Annotated in this window: 19 protein-coding genes; 2 read left to right on the top strand and 17 right to left on the bottom strand. The window is 62.0% G+C overall.

Features of this window, described 5'->3' with window-relative positions; genetic code table 11:
* Window positions 1–42 precede the first annotated feature (42 nt).
* Both EHF33_RS01670 and EHF33_RS01665 read right to left on the bottom strand, forming a co-directional pair.
* Complete coding sequence (locus EHF33_RS01670) at window positions 43–498, bottom strand: RrF2 family transcriptional regulator (RefSeq protein WP_124867337.1); 456 nt, start codon at window positions 496–498, stop codon at window positions 43–45.
* 81 nt (window positions 499–579) lie between these two features.
* Window positions 580–3,687: a heterodisulfide reductase-related iron-sulfur binding cluster gene (locus EHF33_RS01665; RefSeq protein WP_124867336.1), complete on the bottom strand. Its 3,108-nt coding sequence runs from the start codon at window positions 3,685–3,687 to the stop codon at window positions 580–582.
* A 308-nt stretch (window positions 3,688–3,995) separates the two neighbouring features.
* On the opposite strand from EHF33_RS01665, the gene EHF33_RS01660 reads away from it, so the two are divergent.
* Window positions 3,996–5,003, top strand: coding sequence for an ATP-binding protein (locus EHF33_RS01660; RefSeq protein WP_124867335.1), 1,008 nt, complete (start codon window positions 3,996–3,998; stop codon window positions 5,001–5,003).
* Window positions 5,004–5,054: 51 nt separating this feature from the next.
* The gene (locus EHF33_RS01655; RefSeq protein WP_124867334.1) at window positions 5,055–6,188 is read left to right on the top strand and encodes a vWA domain-containing protein; all 1,134 of its coding nucleotides are present in this window, start codon (window positions 5,055–5,057) and stop codon (window positions 6,186–6,188) included.
* Between the two features lie 50 nt (window positions 6,189–6,238).
* Here the strand turns inward: EHF33_RS01655 and EHF33_RS01650 are convergent, their stop codons facing one another.
* The 15 genes from EHF33_RS01650 to EHF33_RS01580 all read right to left on the bottom strand — a co-directional run bounded on the left by EHF33_RS01650 (window position 6,239) and on the right by EHF33_RS01580 (window position 22,021).
* Complete coding sequence (locus EHF33_RS01650) at window positions 6,239–6,583, bottom strand: class I SAM-dependent methyltransferase (RefSeq protein ID WP_241191204.1); 345 nt, start codon at window positions 6,581–6,583, stop codon at window positions 6,239–6,241.
* A gap of 104 nt (window positions 6,584–6,687) precedes the next feature.
* Window positions 6,688–8,025 carry an acetyl-CoA carboxylase biotin carboxylase subunit gene (gene accC / locus EHF33_RS01645; RefSeq protein WP_124867333.1) on the bottom strand — a complete coding sequence of 446 codons (1,338 nt, stop codon included), beginning with the start codon at window positions 8,023–8,025 and terminating at the stop codon, window positions 6,688–6,690.
* Window positions 8,026–8,116: 91 nt separating this feature from the next.
* Window positions 8,117–8,638, bottom strand: coding sequence for an acetyl-CoA carboxylase biotin carboxyl carrier protein (gene accB, locus EHF33_RS01640; RefSeq protein WP_124867332.1), 522 nt, complete (start codon window positions 8,636–8,638; stop codon window positions 8,117–8,119).
* Window positions 8,639–8,859: 221 nt separating this feature from the next.
* On the bottom strand, window positions 8,860–9,417 hold the full coding sequence (gene efp, locus EHF33_RS01635; RefSeq protein WP_124867331.1) for an elongation factor P: 558 nt from the start codon (window positions 9,415–9,417) through the stop codon (window positions 8,860–8,862).
* 167 nt (window positions 9,418–9,584) lie between these two features.
* Complete coding sequence (locus tag EHF33_RS01630) at window positions 9,585–9,791, bottom strand: hypothetical protein (protein ID WP_124867330.1); 207 nt, start codon at window positions 9,789–9,791, stop codon at window positions 9,585–9,587.
* A gap of 42 nt (window positions 9,792–9,833) precedes the next feature.
* Window positions 9,834–12,977: an ATP-binding protein gene (locus EHF33_RS01625; RefSeq protein ID WP_124867329.1), complete on the bottom strand. Its 3,144-nt coding sequence runs from the start codon at window positions 12,975–12,977 to the stop codon at window positions 9,834–9,836.
* An 80-nt stretch (window positions 12,978–13,057) separates the two neighbouring features.
* Window positions 13,058–14,953: a hypothetical protein gene (locus EHF33_RS01620; RefSeq protein ID WP_124867328.1), complete on the bottom strand. Its 1,896-nt coding sequence runs from the start codon at window positions 14,951–14,953 to the stop codon at window positions 13,058–13,060.
* Between the two features lie 113 nt (window positions 14,954–15,066).
* Window positions 15,067–15,348, bottom strand: a complete 282-nt coding sequence (locus EHF33_RS01615) for an Lrp/AsnC family transcriptional regulator (RefSeq protein WP_124867327.1) — start codon at window positions 15,346–15,348, stop codon at window positions 15,067–15,069.
* Between the two features lie 23 nt (window positions 15,349–15,371).
* On the bottom strand, window positions 15,372–15,866 hold the full coding sequence (locus tag EHF33_RS01610) for a hypothetical protein (protein WP_124867326.1): 495 nt from the start codon (window positions 15,864–15,866) through the stop codon (window positions 15,372–15,374).
* Entirely contained in the window at window positions 15,863–18,004 is a 2,142-nt protein-coding gene (gene pta / locus EHF33_RS01605; protein ID WP_124867325.1) for a phosphate acetyltransferase, read from the bottom strand. The genes EHF33_RS01610 and pta overlap by 4 nt, the downstream gene beginning before the upstream one ends.
* Before the next feature lie 143 nt (window positions 18,005–18,147).
* Window positions 18,148–19,071: a quinate 5-dehydrogenase gene (locus tag EHF33_RS01600; RefSeq protein ID WP_124872692.1), complete on the bottom strand. Its 924-nt coding sequence runs from the start codon at window positions 19,069–19,071 to the stop codon at window positions 18,148–18,150.
* Between the two features lie 94 nt (window positions 19,072–19,165).
* Complete coding sequence (locus EHF33_RS01595; protein ID WP_124867324.1) at window positions 19,166–19,930, bottom strand: hypothetical protein; 765 nt, start codon at window positions 19,928–19,930, stop codon at window positions 19,166–19,168.
* Window positions 19,931–19,960: 30 nt separating this feature from the next.
* Window positions 19,961–20,380, bottom strand: a complete 420-nt coding sequence (locus EHF33_RS01590) for a PIN domain-containing protein (RefSeq protein ID WP_124867323.1) — start codon at window positions 20,378–20,380, stop codon at window positions 19,961–19,963.
* On the bottom strand, window positions 20,377–20,631 hold the full coding sequence (locus EHF33_RS01585; RefSeq protein WP_124867322.1) for an AbrB/MazE/SpoVT family DNA-binding domain-containing protein: 255 nt from the start codon (window positions 20,629–20,631) through the stop codon (window positions 20,377–20,379). Before EHF33_RS01585 ends, EHF33_RS01590 begins: the two co-directional genes overlap by 4 nt.
* A 79-nt stretch (window positions 20,632–20,710) precedes the next feature.
* A complete protein-coding gene (locus EHF33_RS01580; protein ID WP_124867321.1) occupies window positions 20,711–22,021 on the bottom strand; it encodes a Glu/Leu/Phe/Val family dehydrogenase in 1,311 nt (436 codons plus the stop codon).
* Window positions 22,022–22,072 lie beyond the last annotated feature (51 nt).

Raw genomic sequence — 22,072 nt, 5'->3', positions numbered from 1 at the left:
CAGGATAACGCGGCGCGGCTGCCTACTTTGCCCTTCAGTTCCCTACAGGTGTGGCGGCAACGCCCCGAACTGCACCAGTTGCCCGTGCTGAGCCTGCACTTCTTCGGCCATCAAATCGGCCAAGCTGGCATTGCCGAGCACGCCGCGAATGGCGTTGTCGACTCGCCGCCACAGCCCTTCGGTGGAGCAGCCGCCAGTGCGGTCACACGAATGCTCGTCTTCCACGCAGGCCACCGGCGCGATACTGCCCTCCATCGCCACCACCACGTCCCAAGCGCTGATCTGCTGCGGCGGGCGCGACAGGATGTACCCGCCGTGAGCGCCGCGCACGCTGCGAATAAATCCGGCGCGGCGCAAGTTGGCGGCGATTTGCTCAAGGTAATGCTGGCTGATGCCCTGGCGATCCGAGACATCTTTGAGCGGCACGGCTGCCCCTGGCCGCTGACCGATGTCAATGAGTGCGCGGAGGCCGTACTGAGCTTTGGTCGAAACCCACATGCGACCATTCTACTCCCGAAACCCGTACAGGTAATGTGGGATTAGAAAGGAGAACGGGATAAACGAAAGCGAAACCCAAAATTACTTCTTAGGCGTCCACTTTTTGCGCCCTGTTTCAGGCTGGGTGACGGCGTCGGGCTGGGCCAAATCTTCGGTGGGTTTCTCTTGAACGGGTTCGAGGTTCACCGTCTGCGTTGGCGCTGATGTGGCCTCCACTTTGGCTTTGGGCTGCCACTTGGGGCGCTCAGCGGGAGGAGTCTCCGGGCTAGGCTGAACAGATTCCGCTTGAACGGCTGGCGTGGGAACGGCTTTCAGTTCGCTGGCCTCGGGCGCGGGCGCTTTGGCAGCGGCGGGCTTCCATTTGGGGCGCTCTGCATTTTGGGCAGTTGCTTCCGCTTGGAGAGCCGTTTCGATTGGAGTAGACTCAACCTCTTTCGTGTCTGCCTCGGCTTTAGGTTTACCGGCTTGCCATTTGGGGCGCTCGGTGGCAGTAGGTACTGGTTCGCTCACCGCTTGCTCCCCAGTTTGAGCAGGCTCGGCTTTGGCCTGAGCAGGTTTCCATTTGGGACGCTCGGCAGTAGGCGAAGTCAGTTCAGGCGTAGGGGTTTCGACCACAGGCGCGGCGCTTACGTCATCCTGTGCGGCCTTGCCCCACTTTTTGCGAACGGGAGCCGCTTCGGTGCTGAGTGCAGCGGTTTCACTGGGCGGCAACTCAACGCTGATGTCATCTTGCTGGCCCCATTTTTTGCGGGTCGGCGCAGGCTCGGCACTGCCCACCGGCTGAGCTTCAATGGGCGCGACTTCAGCGCTCACGTCGTCCTTTTTGCTCCATTTCTTGCGAACAGGCTCGGCTTCGGCTGGCGGTACGTCCCCCACAGGCGCGATGCTGACCTCATCCTTCTGGCCCCATTTCTTGCGGGTGGGTGCGGGCTGGGCCGGTTCTTCCGGCTGCTCGTTGATCACTTCGGAAGCTGTCTCGCCCACCACCGCGTCCGGCGCGTCGGCGCTAATTTCGCCGTGTCCGTCAGCGACGGGAAGCTCGGCAATCGGCACGGCCACCGGCTCAGCGGCGGGGGCAGGCGCGGCTTCTTGCCACTCGCCCGCCGCCCGTTGCACGCTTTCCAGCAGGAGTTCGGCCACATCCTTGATCACGATGTCGTCACGGCCCTGCTTGGTGGGTGTGCTCGCCAGCATGGATTTGCAAAAGGGGCAGCCCACCGCCAACACCTTGCCTTCCTTGGCAGCGGCAGTAGCAGAGTCCAAGCGGCTCTGAATTTCCTCAAAGCGGTTGTCGGAGATGCGCTGCTCGCCTGCTTCCTCTTCCTTCCAAAACTGTGCTCCGCCCGCACCGCAGCAAAACGAATTCTCGCGGCTGCGCTCCAATTCCAAAATTTCGATGCCCATACTCTGAATGACGTGGCGCGGCGCGTCATAGACCCCGTTGTGGCGGCCCAGATAGCAAGGATCGTGGTACGTCACCGAAGCCGAGAGCGGCGCGGTTTGGAGCTGCCCGCCCGCCACCAGTGTTTCCAAATACTCGGTGTGGTGCATGGTCTGGTAATGCCCGCCGAGCTGCGGATACTCGTTGCCGATGATGTTCATGCAGTGCGGGCAAGTCGCCACGATCAGTTTGGGCCGCACCTGATTGAGCGTCTGAATATTCTCTTCAGCCAGCGTCTGATACAAAAATTCGTTTCCGGCGCGGCGGGCGCTGTCTCCGGTACAGGCTTCTTTTTTGCCCAGCACCGCGTAATTCACCCCAGCTTTGTCGAGCAGTTGCACAAAGCTGCGGGCCACTTTCTGAGCGCCCGGATCGTAGCTGGCCGCGCAGCCCACCCAGTAGATGATGTCGGGTTCGGGGTTTTCGTCGATGGTCGGCACTTTCAGGCCGTCGGCCCACTCGAACCGCTTGTCCCGCGACAGGCCCCAGGGGTTTTGCGCCCGCTCCATACCCCGGAAAGCACTTTGAAGCTGCGGCGGAAATTCGCCCGCGACCATCACCTGATGGCGGCGAATATCGATGATGTCGAGCATCTGTTCATCTTGAACCGGGCAGACTTGCATACAAGCGCCGCAAGTCGTGCAGGCCCAGACCGCTTCCTCGCTGATGGCAAACTCCAGCATCGGCAGTTCAGTCAGGCCACCCTGTTCAAAGCTGGCTGTTTTCATCGTAAAGGGGCTGGGATGCGAGGCAATTTCATTGAGCTGCATCCGTTTGTTGATTTCCAATGCCGCCGGACTCAGCGCCTTGCCTGTGGCATTGGCCGGACAAACATCCTGACAGCGGTTGCACTGAATACAGGCGTAAGCATCTAACAAACGCGGCCATTCCAAGTCTTCCAGCTTTTCTACGCCGATTTTGGGATCTTCACTTTCCATTGCCGCTTCTAGACCTTTCATCGGCGGCAAGGTGCCGGAGTTGGCGGTGCGTTTGAAAGCGTAATTGAGCGGAGCCATGAAAATGTGAATATGCTTGGTATATGGAAAGTAAGCCAAGAAGGCCAACACTGAGCCGAGCGCTCCCCAGTAGCCGAAGACCCGCCAGTTGTAAAGCGCCGACTCAGAAGCGCCGCCGAACAGTGTGCTGCCCACCCAGCTTGAAAAGGGCTGCCAAACGTCACCGCCTTCCAGTTCTAACTTAGCGCCCTGCCCAAGAATACGGCTGCCGACATGAAAGCAAATAAAAGCGCTGACAATTAAAGAATCGCGCAGAATGTAATTGTTTTTGACCAGTGGGTGCAGCAGGCTTTTGCCGTTAAACCGGAAGTCACGTTTGGAAGGCAAGAAAAGGCGGCGCACCACCAAGCCGACGACACCCAACAGCACCAAGAAGCTCAAGATATCCGCCAGCGAGTTATAGATTTTGCCCCAGATATGGTTGGACGTGATCACAAAATGGAAATAGCCTTCCAGACCGTCCACCAAATTGACCAACAGGTAATAAGCGAAGCCGTAGAAAATAAAAGCGTGAAAGATACTGATGGTGCTGCGGCGGCGAAAGGTGCGCTCCTGGGTCAGTGCCACCACCAGCGCCGAGACGATTCGCCCGCCCAGCACATCAAAGCGCGTTTCGGAAGCGGGAGCACCGCGCCGAATCCGCAGATAAAGTCGGTAAAAGCCCCAAGCGCCGAGACCCCCAAAGACGAGCGCGAACACAAAAAACAAAATCTTAGAACTGAGCGGCAGCACGGGTAAACCTCCGAGGCAAACGGGAACGGGAAGGAGAGCGAAGTCAATTTGAACTGAGTCAAAGTATAGCGGCTAGAGGGTTGGGGCTTTTGAGTGTTGGCACGGTGTTTGGGCGTTGCCGCCGTGAACGAAATGAAGCGGCCCGTCATGGAGCAGGCGGCGGCGCAGGGACGCCCAACTTTAAAGCACTTTTCTGACCCCGTCTTATGACTTGCGGCCTCACTGCCCTTTTGCCGCAACCCGCAGGCGCTAAGCTCGTACCTGACTTTGTGGCCCGCGACAGTGAGCCGCGCACCGGAGGAACTTCTTTGTCCCTGACCCCTGTTGAACTGCAACGCTACTTATCGGCCATCGTCGAGCAAAATCTGCCGCTGTCTACCATGATCTGGGGGCCGCCCGGCGTGGGCAAATCCAGCATCGTGGCGCAAATCGCCGCCGCCAACGACCTTGAATTCGTGGACGTGCGCTTATCGCAACTCGCGCCCACCGATCTGCGCGGCCTGCCGGTGGCTGAGCACGGCATCTCGCGCTGGTATCCCCCCGAATTTTTGCCGACCGGCGGGCGCGGCATTCTCTTTTTGGACGAAGTCAACATGGCCCCGCCCACCATGCAGGGCATGGCTCAGCAACTCATTTTGGACCGCAAAGTGGGCAGCTACGAACTGCCGCCGCACTGGTTTGTCTGGGCGGCGGGCAACCGCAAAGAAGACCGCGCCAGCGTGTTCGACATGCCCGCGCCGCTCGCCAACCGCTTCCTGCATCTGACGGTTCGCAGCGACTTTGATTCGTGGCGCAGTTACGCGCTGGGCAAGAGCCTGCACGAACAGATCATCGCCTTTTTGACCTTCAGGCCCGAACTGCTCCACCGCCTTGACCCCACCCAACCGGCTTGGCCCAGTCCCCGCGCCTGGGAAATGGCCTCGGCTTTGTGGCGCGGGAAGCTGGACGTCGCGCCGGCAGTGGGTGAAGCGGCGGGCGCAGAGTTCGTGGCCTTCGTGCGCCTCTACGAGCAGCTTCCCGACTTGGGTGACGTGCTCGACGGCGGCGGGCTGGGCCTGAGACTGCCGCCGGAACCCAGCGTGCGCTACGCGGCGGTGGTGGGATTGGCTGCACGCGCCAGAGACGCCGCGCAGGCCTACAACGCTTTTCGCTGGCTGGCAGCGGGCGCGGGGCCGGAGTGGTTGCAGCTTTACGTGGCGACCCTCGTGAGCAAATTTCAGGCGCAGGGCCACCTCGCCGACCTGGTGGAACTGATGCAGCGCGACCCCGAACTCGCCGATTTGGTGGGAAACGCAGCGGAACTGGCGGAAGCGTGAGTGGAGTCGCCTTCAGAGCAACTTCCCCACTCCCTCACGTGCCCCCTGCCCATGTCTGATCCCCAGTTCGAGCGCCTCGTCTCCGGCTCACGGCTGCGGCTGCGCGGCAAAAGCGCTTTTTTTGCCACCTTGCTGCTGCACGCCGACATCGTGCCGAGCCGCGAGGTGCTGCTGGCCGGAACCGACGGCGAGCGGGTCTATGTCAATCCCGAAAACGCCGCCACCCTCACGCCCGACAGCTTTGACGGTTTGCTGCTGCACGAAGTCCTTCACGCGGCCCTGTCTCACGTGCCGAGGCGCGGCCCCCGCGAAAAAAAGAAATGGAACCGCGCCGCCAACCTGATCGTCAACGGCATGGTGGCGCAGGCGGGCTTGCCCATCCCGCCGGACGCGCCGCGCGACGACCACATGGAGCAGCTCAGCGTGGAGGAGGTTTATACCGCGCTGGGTGAAGGTGAGGGCGAAGACGGCGAGGGCAACGGCGGCAGCGACGGGGACGACGATTTGATGGACGGCCCGCCCAGCGACGCCCCGCCCAAAGGCCAGCGTTCTGGCGACGATGCCAAGCGGCAATGGGGACAGGCGCTGGCTCAGGCCCGCAGCGTGGAAGCCATGCTCGGAAAGGGCGACGACCCGCTGGGCCTGCACCGTGAGCTGCGCCGCCTAGAACCCGCCAGACTCGACTGGAAATCGCAACTCTGGCGCTTTCTGGCCCGCACCCCCGTGGACTTCGGCGGCTTTGATCGGCGCTTTATCGGGCGCGGGATGTACCTGGAAGCGCTGGACGACGAAAGTTTGCGTGCCTTGATCGCAGTAGACACGTCCGGCAGCGTGGACGACGAGGCGGTGCGGGCGCTGATTGGCGAGGTGCAGGGTGTTCTGGGCGCGTATCCGCACGTTCAGGCCACGCTGTACTACGCCGACACCGAAGCCTACGGCCCTTATGAGCTGCGGGCGGGTGACGAGGTTCCAGCGCCCCAGGGCGGCGGCGGCACCGACTTCAGGCCGGTCTTCAAGGCCGCCGAAACAGCCGAGCCGGACGTGATTATCTACCTGACCGACGGCTACGGCGACTTCCCGACAGCCGCTCCCCGCGTGCCGACCCTGTGGGTGGTGCCAGCGGGCGGGCTGGAGGATAACGGCTTTCCGTTCGGGGACGTGCTGAGGTTAGAAGACGGGCAGTAAGGTGGGGCAAGGAGTATTTGTCTGCTGCTTCTGGTTCAATACCTAAAAGCTCAGCCAGCGTCCAGAACGCGCCAAGCCTCTGCGAGTGCCCGCGCCGGAGCAGGGACATGCAGCAACACGCGAATCAGCAGCGCCGCGTCGAACTGGGCGCTGGGGAAGGGCAAGTTTTCAGCGTGGCCGGCTACTTGCCCCGGCCTCTGCACAGGGTCGAGACTGATCAGCAGACCGCTGTGCCCACGCTGGCGCAAACGCTCAAGGAGTTGGCCTTCCCCCGCGCCGATATCCAGCATGGCGGCGGTGTTCGGCAGCGCAAAAGCGTCCAGTAAGGGGTCAAGCGGCCAAGCCAAAACGGCAACCTGCGAGAGCCGGGCGTCACGGCGGCTAAGCTCACTCACCGCTTCAGTTTAAGACGAGCAGCAAAAAAGAGCGCCGAAGCGCCCTCTGCTTTTACCTCATCGACCTCACACAGATTCAAATGTTGATCAACAAGCCCAAAACCTTACATGTCCATACGGGTTTTGAGGAAATTGGTCATCACTGCGCCGCGCTTGTAAAAGGGATTGTCCATAATGCGGATGTACAGCGGAATAGTGGTTTTGGGGCCGCCAATGACCGCTTCTTGCAGGGCGCGTCTCATACGGGCAATGGCCTGATCGCGGCTCTCGTGCCAGACGATCAGCTTGCCGATCAGCGAATCGTAATGCGGCGGAATGCTGTAGCCCTCATACACGTGGCTGTCGACGCGCACGCCGGGGCCGCCGGGAAAATAGACTTCCTGAATTTTGCCCGCCGCTGGCCGGAAATCCTTGTCGGGGTCTTCGGCGTTGAGGCGGCATTCGATCGAGTGGCCGCGCAACACGATGTCCTCTTGCTGAAGGGGTAAGCCTTCCCCCGCCGCGATCTGAAGCTGCATTTTTACGAAATCGAGCCCCGAAATCATTTCCGAAACGCAGTGTTCGACTTGAATACGGGTGTTCATTTCCATGAAATAAAAGCCGCCGTCACGGTCGACGATAAATTCCAGCGTCCCGGCTCCAGCGTAGTTGACGTGCTTGGCCAGCCGCACGCCCGCGTCCAGAATTTCCTGGCGCAGCGAAGCGGGCAAGTTGCTGGGCGCTTCTTCGATCAGTTTTTGGTTGCGGCGCTGAATCGAGCAGTCGCGCTCGCCGATGTGGATGACGTGCCCCTGCCCGTCGCCCATCACCTGCACCTCGATGTGCCGGAACTCCTCCAGGAACTTTTCCATGATGAGGTCAGGGTCACTGAAGTACAGACGCGCTTCTTCCTGCGCCTGAGCGAAACCCTTTTTGAGTTCGTCTTGCGTGCGGATGATCTTCTGGCCGCGCCCACCGCCGCCCGCGCTGGCCTTGAGCAGCACCGGATAGCCGATCTGCTTGGCGGCCAGAACAGCGGCGTCCAAGTCCGCCAGAATGCCGGTGCCGGGAACGACAGGCACATTGCTGAGCGCAGCGATTTCGCGCCCGCCCGCTTTTGAGCCCAGCGCCCGCATGCTCTCCGGCGTCGGGCCAATAAAAACGATGCCGTGTTCGCGGCACATCTCGGCAAAGTCGGGGTTCTCGGCCATAAAACCGTAACCGGGATGAATGGCTTCCGCGCCGGTCATCAGCGCCGCCGAGAGGATGTTGGGAATGTTGAGGTACGAAGCGGAGCTGGCCGCCGGGCCAACGCACACCGATTCGTCGGCCAGCAGTACCGGCAAGCTGGACTCGTCGGCCTGCGAATAAACGACCACCGTCTGAATGCCCATTTCCCGCGCCGTTCGCATGATTCTCAGGGCAATTTCGCCACGGTTGGCGATGAGTATTTTTTTGAACATGCAGTGTCCTTCAAAACATAAAGAAGCGCTGAGCAACAAGCGCTTTAAACTGATCGCCGAAGCCGAAACTCAGCTGGTTTCAACCGCTAGCTCACTCGATCAAAAACAGCGTTTGTCCGTATTCCACCGGCTCGGCGTTCTTCACGAGGATTTCGCGCACCACGCCGCCGGTCTCGGCTTCGATTTCGTTCATCAGCTTCATGGCTTCGATGATGCACAGGATTTGTCCGGCGGCCACCGTGTCGCCCACCTTGACGTAAGCGGCAGCGTCGGGGCTGGAGCTGGCATAGAAGGTGCCGACAATCGGAGCCTTGAGCGGCGTGCCGACAGCAGCGGCTTTGGCAGGCACCGGAGCAGCTTCGGGAGCGGCGGCCGGAGCGCTGGCGCTGGCCGTACTGACCGCAGGCGACTCGGCAGCCACTGGGGCGGCGGAGGGAGCCGGAGCGGCGGATTGGGGCGCAGCCGAGGCTGCTGGCAAATTGGTCGACGCACCGCTCATGGCCTGCGGGCCGCGCCGGAGGCTCAGATCAAACTCTCCGGTCTTGAGGGCAAATTCACGGACATCGGCTTGACTCAGGGCGTCTAAAATCTTTTTCAGGTCGTCAGGGTTCATAAGCTCTTTTCCCTCCAAGGACTGCGCCGCATCCGGCATGAATTCCAGCGGCGCGGTGAGCGGGCGTGAGCAGTCTGTGTTGCGAGTTCAATTGTAAGGGCTACCGGCACTCAGAAGCGTACGGCCGTAGGCGCACTGGTTCGGTATACCCGTCGAAGGGAGCACTCAGCACAAGGCGAGCGGGGCGGCCAGCACGACCACCCCGCTCGCAGTGAAGAGACTTACGCCCGGCTGAGGTATTCGCCGGTACGGGTATCCACTTTCACCGAAGTGCCGTTTTCGACGAACAGAGGCACCTGCACGGTCGCGCCGCTTTCGAGTTTGGCGGGCTTGGTGCCGCCCGAAACAGTATCGCCGCGAATGCCAGGATCGGTTTCGACAATTTGCAAGATGACTTGGTTGGGCAAGGTGATTTTGAGCGGCTTTTCACCGTACATGGTCACTTCCATTTCCATGTTCTCTTTCATGAACTTGGCAGCGTCACCGGCCAGTACAGGCGACAAATGGATTTGCTCGAAGGTTTCCATGTCCATGAACATGTAATCTTGGCCGTCTTTGTAGAGGTACTGCATCGGCTTGCCTTCCACATAGATGTCCTGCAGCTTTTCAGTGCTGTTGAAGGTGCGGTCAACAATACTGCCCGTTTCCATATTGCGGAACTTGGTCACGACTTTCGCGCCGCCGCGCCCCATCTTGAGGTGCGAGTAATCGAGGCACTCCCACAAGCCGCCGTCCATTTCCACTTTAGTGCCGTTTCTGAGATCCGTTACGCTAATCATTTGTCTTGCTCTCCTTCAGCCGGGAACGCTTGAGCCCACTCAGGGCTGACAGCGCTCCCCGGCAGCAGCCGGTATTCTAACTTGCTCGGGCAAGGCGAGGCAAGGATACAGGCTACGCAGAGACCAAGCGGCGCAGAACTTGGACTAAGCACAAACAGGGCCACGCTTCAACGCAGTCCACCTTCACGGGGTAAATCGTCACGCGGCAACTCGTCAAGCCGCAGGTGTTCGAGGTAACGCAGCAAAGCGGCCAAGTCCTCGAAGAGCAGTTTTTCTTCGGTGCGGACATTTTGCAAACTGATCTGCCACTGTCCGGCGACCCAAATCAGCCGCAGCACATAAGCGAGGCGTGTCGGTCGGGGCGGTGAAGGCATGGCCCAGCCTAAATGGGCCGCGTCTCAGGAGCGTCTCAGGCGTTAGGGTCGGTGCGTCAGGGCCGCCGCGATTTGATCCGACAAGCGCTGGGCATGCTCAAGCTCGTATTGAAACTCGGCGGCGCGGGCCAGCCCGACGTCTGCCCGGCTGTGCGGGCCTGCCAAATGTGCTCGGCCCGACACCAAATACAGCGCCGCATAAGCGCGGTGATAAAACATCCGGGCCATTAGAGGCGTGTCCGCGCTCAGCGAATAAGCGCTCAGCAGCGCCCGCGCCTGCGCTTCGCGGCCTTGGAAAGCCAGCAACGCAGCATAAACGCAGCCCACGTACATCTGCCGAAAAGGGTCGCCTACCGCCTGCATCAGTGCGTGGGCCTCATGTAAAAGAGCAAAGACCGCGCCCCAGTCGCCGCTCACAAAGTGGATTCCCGCTTGGCGGTGCAGCACGTCGGCCAGGTAAGTATTGGAATTGATCTGCCGGGCGAGGGCGGCGGCCTGCGCCAGGTGCTGCTGGGCCTCAGGCAAGCGGCCAGCGTAAAGTTCAAGTAAGCCCATATTGGAGTGGCCGAGCGTCAGGGCGTGCAGGTTGCTTGTGCGCTCGAGGCTGGCGGTCAGCGCTGCGCGGCCTGCGGCAAGGTCGCCCAAAAAGACGTGACACAGTCCCAAGTCCGCTTCCAAAGTCTGAACATGGGCCAGCTCAGGAAACCGCTTCAGCAAAGCCGCCAAAGTTTGAGCGGCGCGGCGGTAGCGCCCCGCATAGAAATCCAAATGCGCTTGATAGACCCTGAGCATGGGCCAGGGCGCTGCTTCAGCCGCCAAAAGACGCTGCACCTCGCTAAACGCGCCGCCCCGAAAGCCGGTTTCGATGCGCTGCTCGGTCAAAGACTGGGCGAGCGGCGGCGGCAAGCGCTGGCCTGCGGTTTCGAGTCTCTCCACTTGCTCGGTAGCGGCGGCCAGCCACTGCCGCGCTTGGGGAACGTCTCCCCAATAAAGTGCCAGCTCCGATAAGCCGATCTGGGCCTCAAGCTTGAGGAGGGCGGCTTGATGCTCGCCTGCTTCTTCGGCTCCGTCTCCGTCTTGGGAAAGCAAATCTAAGGCGGTCAGCAGTTGCTGGCTGCCCTCATCCAAATTTTCCCACAGCAGCAACCGGCCCAGCAGCACACGGGTTTGACACTCGAGCGGGTGAGCGGCGGGAAACGCAGCCAGCAGGCCGCGCCAGAGTTCAGAGGCCGCCGCGTACTGCCCCCGACTTTGCAATTCTTCGGCCCAGCGCACCTTAGCGGGCCAACTGTTTTCCGGCTGCCCAGCTTGCTCCCAGTGGCGGGCGATCACTGCGCTCAGATTCTCCATCTGCCACTGCGCCGGTCGCTGCTCCAACCACGCCGCCGCGCCTGCGTGCAAATACCGCCGACGTGCCGGCGAAAGCGCGGCGGAGATCGCTTGGCGCAGCAGATCGTGGGCAAACGACAAGCCCAAGTCTTCGCCCGCCGCTCCTTGGTCTTGGCGCAGCAGCGCCGCCGCTTGAGCAGCTTCAACACCGTCGAGCACCTCCAATTCGCTCAGGTGCAGCAGTGTGCCGAGCAGGGGCCGCTGCGCCGCCGCGCCCACATCGCCCAGCACACTGAGCGCTTCTAAAAGCCGCTGAACCGGCAACGGTAAACGCTCCAAGCGGGCCTGCACCAGTTGACGCAACTTGGGCGGCGGCGGCAACTCGGCGTAATCCTTGGTGCGCTGATCGAGGTCAGTGTGCCAGTCATGTTGACCAAAGCGCAGCACGCCCGCTTCAAATAAAGACCGCAGCGTTTCTAAGGCGTACAGCGGATGGCCGCCGCTGTGCCGGTGCAGCCAAGCGGCGAAGTGGTGCGGCACATCTGGCCGGTCGATCAAGCTTCTGAGCCACTCGCCGAGGTCGTCTTGACTCAGCGGTTCGAGCGGGAGTTCGAGCGCTCCCGAGCGCCAGGGCCCCAGCCAGCGGCTGAGTGTGTGCTGCTCTTCTCGCCGGTAAGCGATCACCACCGAGAGGGCGGGGCGCTCACGCACATAACTCAGCCACTCCAAGGTGGCGTCGTCGGCCCACTGGGCGTCATCGAGGACTATAGGTCTGCTGTCAGCGGTCAGGGCGCGGGCCAGCGCTTCGAGAAGACGCAAGCGTGCCGTGTGCGGATCGAGCAGCGGGGGCAAGTGTGACGACAGTTCTGGCAACACCCGTGCCAAATCTTGGGTATAAGCGCCCACGTCCGGCAGCGGCTCGCGGCGCAGATGCGCGATCAGCGGATGGTACGGCACCCCAGATAGGCCCTCCACACCACTTAAGAAGCGGGCCTGCGGCAAAGCGTCGCGCAGCAAATGGCTTTTGCCCACCCCCGCCTCACCGCTGAGCAGCACCCACCCCGGCAAAGCGGAGCGCAAGCGGGCGCGTTCGGCGGCGCGGCCCACCAGATGCGCTGAGCTTTGCAGCGAAGCGGGCAGCGGCGCAGCGCGGGGCAAGGCCTTTGATCCGCGCCGCAGCGCTTCCACCAGCGCCCAGGTAGGCGGCAGCGGCTCAAGCTGGGTTTCTGTGAGCAGTTCCTGTGCAAAGCGGGCATAGAGCCGCACGCCACGTTCGCGGTCTTCGAGGCTCAGACACAGCGACAGAGCGGCCTGAAGAGTCCGTTCCGAAAGGGGTTCGCGCACAAGGCGCTGCTCCAAGCAGTCCAGCGCCTCACGGCTGCGTCCGGCACTGCGGAGCTGATCGGCGCGACCACTCAGCGCCTCCAAAAACACCTGCTCGATGCGGGCGCGTTCTTCTTCGGCCCAGGCCGCGAGCGCGGGAAGGTGAATCAGCGGAAAGCCGGAGAGCAGCGGCGAGTGATAAAGCGAGATCACCTGCTCGAACTCGCGCTCCTCAGCGGCCCGCTCGACCTCGGCCACGTCGGTGCGTGCGGCAAAACGCAGCCGGGAGGATTCGACCTCTACGCCCCGCGCCCAGGGCAATTTGAGCGCTCTGGAGAGATTGAGCCGCAAGTTGTGACGGGCCTGCTGCTCGCCCGCTTCAGGAAGCAGCAGCTCGGCCAGCGCGTCGCGGCTGACCCAGCTTCCCTGAATCACCAAGTAAAACAGCAGCGCGGCGGGTTTGCTGGGCCGCACTTCAAAGGTCTGAGCACCGATCAGCACCTTTGGACTGCCCAGCAAGTGAAATTCAAGCACGCTTTAGATTTTAGTGCTAAAGAAGCCGCGCGTGGAGAAGAGAGCAAAGTCTCCTCCACGCGCGGCGCTGGGGGCGGGGGTTATTGGCCCGTCACCTTCACCGTCCCCACCGGAAGCTGATCCAACACGTTGGGAATCAAGGTGATGTACAGGCGTTCCAGGTCGGCGCTGGCGGGAATATTCAGCGTCACCGAAGCCGCGCCGGAGATGGGCGTCACGTCTGCCAGCGTGGTCAGGGTGCCGCCTGCCGACTTCTCGATCAAGCGCACTTTTTTAACGTTGTAGCCGAGGCTGAATGGAGCCACCAGGGTGTAGAAATTCAGGCGGCTGGCGTCCATATTGACTATCACCTGCGTTTTAGCAGCGTTGAGATTCAGGCTCTTGATCAGCGGTGACTGCAAAGTTTGTTCTTCCAAATTGATATCGGGCAGGCCGCCGACATTGACCCCAATCGCAAACTTGACCAGATCTTTGATGAGCGAAAACGGATCAACTTTGGCATACAGTCCCATCTTGTAGTCGCTGGGATTGCCGCTGCTGATTTGGGTCGCCAGCGGCGCGAAATCGGTGTTGATCCGGTAGCCTTCGGTAAAGCGGATCAAATCGAAGGTCTTGATGGGAGTCTGAACTTCCACGCCCGCGTCCATGAAGACACCCGCCTTGAAATCGCGCAGGGTTCCGGCGAGGTCGCCCGTTCCGCCAAACGAGACTGCTCCTCGTACCGTGCCCAGGCTGCCCTGCGACAAAGTGGTGCAGCCACTCGGAGCGCGGCAATCAAAGCCCACCCGGATATTGCTGCTGACGCTGCCCACTGCCGACAAAGTGCGGGTGCCCGCCCCGAAACTGCCGCCCAGAGTGACGCCGGGTTTCATGCGGGCCGCGAAGCCCAGACCGAAGGCAGAAAACCCCACCCGCACGTCGTCTCTGTAGCGGCACGTCACCGATTGGTTGTTGAAATTGCCAGTGATGCTGTGGTTGCCGCTGCGGACGGTCAGCGTAGGTGTGGCGGTGAAGAGCACCTTCAGCCTGCCTGCCCGCCCATCGGTGATAAAGGGAATGGCGGGCAGCGGCGTTTGCCAGACGAAATTCCACTGCGGACTGCCGGGGTTCAAGGTGAAACTGGGCGTGCCGAGATTAAAAGCCGCGTCGGGCAGCGAACCGTCGCAGCTAAACGGGCCCACGTTAAAGCTCAGCGGCGCGAGGTTGCCGGACAGCGCGTTGGTGTCTTTGGGCGTGAACACGAAGGTGTCGTCGGCCTGACGGGTGATGGTGTAAGCGGCCTTGGTGGCGGCACCGAACTCCACTTCCTCGGCCTTGACTGCTATGTCCTCACTGATGCTCATGTCTTTGAACACGTCGCTGATCGGCACGATTTCCAGCGTGACCTCGGTGCCGCTGGCCACTGGGCGGCTGGACAGCACCTTGCCCTGCACCGTCATCCCGTTGGGCGCTTTGCTGAACCACAGTTTGCCAGCGGTGGGCGACACCTCTTTCAGCACCACCGTGTAGGTGCTGCCCACGCTAAACGGCGTCACCCCCTCGGCAAACTGCGGCGCACCGACCACTTTGCTGTCAGGAATCCTGACCACGTTGTCCGCCAAAATGGCGCTGGCCGCGATGGCCGGACTGGAGCGCACCCCGCCCGCCACCGCCACGATCTGGCTGCTGCCCACGCTTTTGGCCGCCGCCTGTCCACTGGCGTCTACCGCGATCACGTCAGGCTTACTCGACTGATAGCTGATCGGGGTATTCACGACATTGCCCTTTGCGTCGAAAGCTTGAGCAATGATCTGCTGACCCGCTTTGCCGTTTTCAAACACCAACGACGCCGAATTGATCTCGACCCGCGCCACCGAATTGATTGGGCCGGGATTAGGCCCAGGGCCAGGGCCAGGTTGAGGCTTGGGCGCAGCGGGGCCGCCGCAGGCCAGCAGCAGGGTGGGCAGCACAAACAAAAGTGACGCGAGACGTTTCATTTTCGGTTTCCCTTCCTTTCTCAAGCGCGGCGCAGTTCGGAGCCCTGTGCTCCGCTAGCGACTCAAGTGCACTCAGTCTGGCGGGGAAGCGTCTCAGCAGCGTCTCACCTTTTTTAGCCGTCTAAACCGATCCCGAAACCCTCATCCAGCGCCGTTTCGCTGTAAGCGCGGAAGGCCAGCATGGTCTGGGTCTTGACGATGCCGGGGAGTTTGCGCAGGTGGGCGGTGACCACGTCGTCGAGATCGTCGTAACTCGGCAACTTGAGCATCGCCACGATGTCCCAGTCGCCGGTGACGCTGTAGACCTCGCGGACGTGCTTGACTTGAGCGAGCAGCGCGGCAGTTTCGGGGATAAGGGAGCGCTCGGCTTGCACCAGAACAATAGCAGTGACCATACCTGAGTGTAGGCTGCGCCGGCTCAGGCCTGCAACGCGGCGCTGAGCTGCCGCTCGAAAAGCGAAGTGGCTTGAGCAGTTAACTGTTCCAGCACGCCGCCGTCGAGATCGGCCCGCTGGGGTGGCTGATCAAGCACCGACCAAGGCATCGCCAGCGCCGTCAGTTGGTCGTGGAGCCGGTCAAGGGCGACGCTGCGGCTCAGCACCGGGTGGTTGGGCTTCAAAAGACCCTCGGCCAGATCCATACTCAAGTTCCAGATGCCCAGCAGCGCAGAGGCGTCGGCTTGAAGCTGCTCGCCGCGCAGATGCCGAAGAACCGCCGTGAAATCGCAGGTGTTTCCTATCGTCAAAGTCCAGTTTTTTGCCGCCGCCCAAATCTGCGCCTCGTCAGCGTCAGTAAAGGCGGCGAGACGTCCAGCTTGGCAGACCAGCACATCGGCGCTCAAATCACCCGGTTTCCAGATGACCCAGCGTTCACCCTGCTCCAGAATCAGCCGCAGGAGAACCGGGCCGTTCACCCACCTCCGGGAAGTTCAGTCGCCGTCTCCCCTGCTTTGCTGACCTGCGCCGCTTGAATGGCCGTCAGCGCGATGGTGTAAACGATATCGTCCACCAGTGCGCCGCGCGAGAGGTCGTTGACCGGCTTGCGCAGGCCCTGAAGCATGGGCCCCACCGCCACCACGCCTGCGCTTCGCTGCACCGCTTTGTAAGTGGTGTTGCCAGTGTTGAGATCGGGGAAAATAAAGACGGTGGCGCGGCCTGCCACGCTGGAACCGGGAGCCTTTTGCTGGCCGACGCTCAGCACGCTGGCCGCGTCGTATTGCAGCGGGCCGTCCACGTTGAGGTCGGGGCGACGCTCTTTGACCAAGCGGGTCGCCTCGGCCACCTTTTCGACGTCCTCGCCCGAGCCGGACGTGCCAGTGGAGTAGCTGAGCATGGCGATTCTCGGCTCGATCCCGAAGGCGGCTGCCGAGTCCGCCGATTGAATGGCGATGTCAGCCAGTTCCTGCGCATTGGGGTTGGGATTGATGGCCGCGTCGCCGTAGACCAGCACCTGTTCGGGCATCAGCATAAAAAAGATGGAGCTGACCAGAGCCGCTCCCGGCGCAGTTTTGATGAGTTGCAGCGCGGGCCGCACGGTGTTGGCGGTGGTGTGGACTGCGCCCGACACCAAGCCGTCCACTTCACCCAGCGACAGCATCATGGTGCCCAGCACCACGTTGTCTTCGAGTTGCGCCTCAGCCATCGGCTCGGTCAGACCCTTGCTGCGGCGCTGCTCCACCATCGGCGCGACGTAGCGCCCACGCACCGTTTCGGGGTCTAAAATTTCCAGCTCGGGCGGCAGCGTCACGCCCTGCGCCTCGGCCACCGCCCGCACCCGCTCGGGAGGAGCCAGCAGCACGCAGCGGGCGATGCCTTTTTCGTGGCAGATCACGGCGGCCTTGATGGTGCGCGGCTCGTCACCTTCCGGCAACACCACCCGCTTGGCGGCGGCTCGGGACTGCTCGACCAGGTAGTGCCGAAAAGCAGGCGGGGTCATGCGGCGTTCGCGCAGCGGAGCAGTGCCGCTCAGCAGCCCCTTGAGCGGCTGAATGTCGAGGCGGTCGGCCATAAATTCCAGGGTGCGCTCCAAGCGTTCCAAGTCGTCCAACGGGATCTTGCGCTCCATCTGGGTCAGGCGTCCGGCGGTGGTGTAGGTGTTGGCCGCCACTTGCAGCACCGGCATCGACCCGCTGAGCGCCGAGCGGCACAGCCGGGCAATCGAGTCGTCGGGAGCGCTGTCCGCCGTGAGCAGCAGGCCCGCCAGCGGCACGCCGGAGAGGTGCGCCAGGCTGGCGGCCATTACGATGTCTTCGCGGTCGCCGGGAGCCACCACCAGTGCGCCGGGCCGCAGCAAGTCGGCCACGTAGGGTGCGCTGCGAGCCGAAACCACCGTGCTGATCACGCGGCGGGTATTGAGTTCACCTTCGTTGAGAATAACGGCCCCCAGCGTGCGGGCCACGTCGCCGGTGCGCGGCGCGTACAACTCGGTCTGCTCACCCACCACGCCCAGCAGCGGCAACTTGCCGCCCGCCAGACTCGGCGCGTGGCGGCGCAACTCGGCCAGCGCCGCGCCGAAGTCGGTGCCCAGCGGCACGTGGTTGAGAATCAGACCCGCCAGCCCGCCACCGTCCGAGCGGTCGTAGTCGCGGGCGGTGATCTCTAAGCTGTCGCCCAGCGCTCCCGCTCCCATGCCGGTGTCCAGGCCGCGCATAGAGGCCACCAAGACCGCCTCGGCCCCCAGCGTGCGCGAGATCAGAGCGTTGAGGCCGCCCGCATAGCTGTTGCCGCCGCTGAGGTTGAGCCCCTCCACCACCACGATGTCCGCGCCGCTGCGGGCTTGTTCGGCCAGCGCCACTATTTCTTCTAACAGGTCATCGCTGTCTTCTCTGCCCAGCAGCATTTCGGCGTGGGCACGGGGCAAGGGGTCGGGAACCGTTTGCAAAAAGGTGCGGGCGAACACGGTGCTGCGGTCGGCGGCGCTGTGGTCTTGGGCAATCGGCTTGAGAAAGGCGACGCTGGCTCCACTGCGCGACAACGCGCGGGCGAGGCCGAGGGCCAAACTGGTCAGGCCGACATCTTGGCCGACCGGGCCGACAAAAAAGGTGGTGGTCATTGCGGGTGCCTCATGCAGAAAGTTTAACTGAGCCGGGCCTGCCAACTCTTCCTCAGCATCCCGAGTTGTGTAGCGCAGGCGAGAGCGCCTACAAGGAGGCCGGGCGCCGGGCGGTCACAGCAAAAATCCATTCAACGCAGCGCTCAAAACTCCGTCACTTGCGGCCTGAAATCCAGTTCCAAAAGCAGGTCGCGGTACTGCGCTTCACTCAGCGCCGCGCCGGCATCTTGGGAGGCCACCAGCATGGCTTCCATCACGTTGGTGGCGAAGTTACGGCTTCCAATGCGCGGCGTGGTGGTGATCAGCCGCTTCACGCCGTGCTGCCGCGCCCACTCGCGGTCTGCTTCAGTAATGGTCTGGGTCAAAATGGTTTTGCCCTCCAGCTTGTCGGGAGCGTAGCGCTTGACATAGTGGGTGTCACCGGCAATCACCTCGGCCCACTCGTAATACTGGGTGCCCACGCCCTGCACGCTCTGTTCCTGCTTTTCGCCGGTGGGGTAAAACCACTTGAACGGCAAAAAGGTCAAGGCCGGCAAAATCACTTTGGCCACCTTGCGGATGCTGTTCATGCTGCGCAGCGGCACATTCAGATTCAGCCCGAAAACAATGTCGCCGTAAAGCACGTTCGCGCCCGCCTCAGACAAGGCTTCGGCCATACCGAAACGGTCAACGCTGGAGACCAGCAAAGTGCGGCAGCCTTTCCAGTGAATCAGCGGTTCGAGTTGCTTAATCGCCTCGCGCTCCAGGGTGTGCTTGAGGCCGGAGCCGTCCACGATCGGGGTTTTAAGGCCCGCCACCAGCGGCGCAATTTCGCGGAAGGTGTAGCGCTTGTCACCCGCCACGATATAGATATCGGTGCCGCCCAGCCCAAAGGCGCTGACTTTGCCGTCTAAGGCCAGCAGCAAGTCGCGCAGCTTTTTCATGTCGCCGTCGGTGCCGATGCGCTCCAACACGAACTTCTGGCCGAGCAGCTCGGTTTCTTCGCGAGCGTCGCGCTTGCTGGAGCCCAGCGAGACGCTGACCACGTGTTTGTAGCCTGCGGGAGCGGGTTTCCAATGCGAAAGCATTTGGGCGGCGGTCTGGTCTTTGGGCTGGACTTGAGGCAAGGGAGCGCTCCTTTGTGGGTGGGCAAAACTTAAATAGCTGCTCAGTATTCTAAGCTCACAACTTCTGCTGACCCACTTCACGGCCGTAGAGGCGGGCGGCCCGCAGCAACTCGCGCCTCAGTCCCGCTTCTTCCCGCGCCAAGCGTGCCCGCACCTGTGAAAGTTCGTTGACGCTAAGGTGGGCCGTCACCGAGTAACGCCCCTCGGAATCGGGGCCATGCGAGCTGGCCGGAATCCCGCTCAGAGCCGCGCAAAGTGAAGCCAAAAACGCTGCTTGATATTCGCCCGAGGCTTTGAGACTGCGCTCAGGCCGCACCAACTGAGCCGCCCGCAAAAAGCCCAAGTCCCGCGCCGAGTCGGCCAGCGTGGCACCGGGGCTGCGGGCCACTTCGCTTTCGGTCAGGTGCTGGCCCGCCCGCGTCAGGGCTTCGGCAGTAATTTCGGCGTCTGCCTGCGTTTGCACCCAGCCATCAGCGCGGGAAGCCACCAAACGGCCCAAGTCCAAGAAGCGCAAGACACGCTCGCGCTCGGCCACGCTGAGGCCCGGCAAGTCGGCAAGTCGGGTCAGAGCGGCGTCTCGTTCGGCGGGTGAACCGTCAAGAGCAAGCAGCAGGGTGTCGGCCTCGCGCACCGACAGACTGTCCTCGGGGTCAAGGGTGGTCGGCAGGCCCGCTTCTAGGTCGCGCAGGGTGAGGTTTGAATTTTCCAGCACCCGCATCAGCGCTCCCCGCGCCTTACTTTTCTCGCCGCCCACCGCGCCGCGCCACAGCGCGAGGAGTTTGCGGGCACGCTCAATGCTGCGGAAATCGGGCTGGGTCACGCTCGCCATTCTAAGGGGCTGAGACAGCAATCAGATGGAGACAAGCGTCACCGAAAGCTTGCTGAAATCTTGGTCAAAACTGGCCACACTCAGTCCTTCGGCGCGGGCCAGTTCAGCCAAATAAGCGTCGGTGAAATCAACATTGTGCTGGGCCATGCTGATTAAGGCGGCGCTGATGACAGGGCGCTGCTGGGTGGTTACGCCGCCGAGTTCAAAGACCTGTTGCAGCGCCTCACTGATCCGGGCAAGCGGCAATTTGTAAAATGATTTCAGCACCCAGACGCACTCTGCCAGCACCAAAGGTGTCAAGATCAATCTCAGTTCGCCGCGTTCGGCCCGCTCTAACAGCGCTAGGCTCCGCCCAGCCATCTCCGGCGGCTCGTTGGTCAGGTAACGGAGCACGACATTGGCGTCCAGCAAAACGCCTTCAAGAGGTTGCGAACTGCTCATTTTTGCTTTGAAAACTTTTCAGCGAGCGCCTCCGCCACTGCCTGACGCTCGGCTTCCTGACTTTGATACGGCACCTCGCTTTTCAGAATACCTTGCAGAGAAGCCGCTGTCGGACGCCGAACCAAACGGGCCTCGAAGCCGTTGGCAACGACTTCAATCTGCAATTGATCCCCCTGCACCAGCTTGAGAGCGGCGCGAATCTCGTGCGGTACAGTGATTTGTCCCTTACTGGTTATAGTCGTCCTTGACATTTAATTGCCTCCTTACTCATCAGTATAGTAAGGAGGCAATTAAAAGAGAGGAAGAATCCCCATTTAAGGATGCAGCCGCTTAAGGGTACAGCCCTCTCAGTGCCCGCGCTTCCAGCACCCGCGTGCAGGCCACGATGTAGGCGGCGGTTCTCAGCGTGACGCCGTGCCGCTCGGCCACCGCCCACAGGCTGTTGAACGCTTCCGCCATGATCCGGTCTAAGCGGGCATTGATCTCGTCTTCCGTCCAGAAAAAGCTCGAAAAATCCTGCACCCATTCAAAATAACTGACCGTCACGCCGCCTGCGTTGGCCAGCACGTCCGGCACCAGCGTCACGCCGCGCCCGCGCAAAATATCGTCGGCGGCGGGGGTGGTCGGGCCGTTCGCGCCTTCCACGATCACGCGGGCCTGAATCTGATCGGCGTTGTCGACGGTGATCTGCTTTTCCAGCGCGGCGGGAATGAGCACGTCGCACGGCACTTGCCAGAACTCGGCTTTGGTCAGCGCGTCGCTGCCTTCAAAGTTCAGCACGCTGCCGGTGGCCTGAAGGTGAGCCTGCACCGCGTAGGGGTCTAAGCCGCCGGCGCTGAAAATGGTGCCGGAGACGTCTTGAATCGCCACGATTTTTGCGCCGTGATCTTGAAAGATACGGGCGGCGGCGTAGCCCACGTTGCCGAAGCCCTGCACCGCAATTTTTGCACCTTCTAACGGCATGCCCAGCTTGATGAGCGCCTGAGCGCCCGTCACGAACACCCCGCGTCCGGTGGCGTCGGCGCGGCCCAGTGAGCCGCCGAGCTGCACCGGCTTGCCCGTCACGACGCCGGTGGCGGTGCGCCCCACGTTCATCGAGTAGGTGTCCATCATCCACGCCATGGTCTGCGGATTGGTGTTGACGTCGGGAGCGGGGATGTCTTTGTCTGGCCCGATCACGAGGCCGATTTCGGTGGTGTAGCGCCGGGTCAGTCTCTCGAGTTCGCCCTGAGAGTAGTTGCGCGGGTCGATGCGGATGCCGCCCTTGCCGCCGCCGTAGGGCAAATTCACCGCCGCGTTCTTGACGGTCATCCACGCACTCAGCGCCATCACTTCGCTCAGGGTCACGTCTTGGTGAAAGCGGACGCCGCCTTTGGCCGGGCCGCGCGAGGTGTTGTGCTGCACCCGGTAGCCCTCAAAGTGCGCCACCGTGCCGTCGTCCAGGTGAATCGGCACGTCCACGATCAGGATGCGCTTGGGCCGCTTGAGGGTTTCGGCCCAGTAAGCCAGCTTGCCGAGGTACGGCGTGACGCGGTCGACTTGTTCCAAATAAATTTCCCAGGGGCCGAGGTTGTTTTTGTCGAGGTACGAGGGAACGCCGTGAAGGGCGCGGGGGGCCGGGTCGGTGGGCATGGTGGTCATAAGCTCCTTTTCAGTCGCGTTGGTGGTGGGTCAAGTGGAAAAGTAAAGTGG

This window comes from Deinococcus psychrotolerans (genome assembly GCF_003860465.1).
GTDB lineage: Bacteria > Deinococcota > Deinococci > Deinococcales > Deinococcaceae > Deinococcus > Deinococcus psychrotolerans.
Note: the sequence above shows the minus strand (reverse complement) of the source record. Positions and strands in the feature narration are given on the sequence as shown.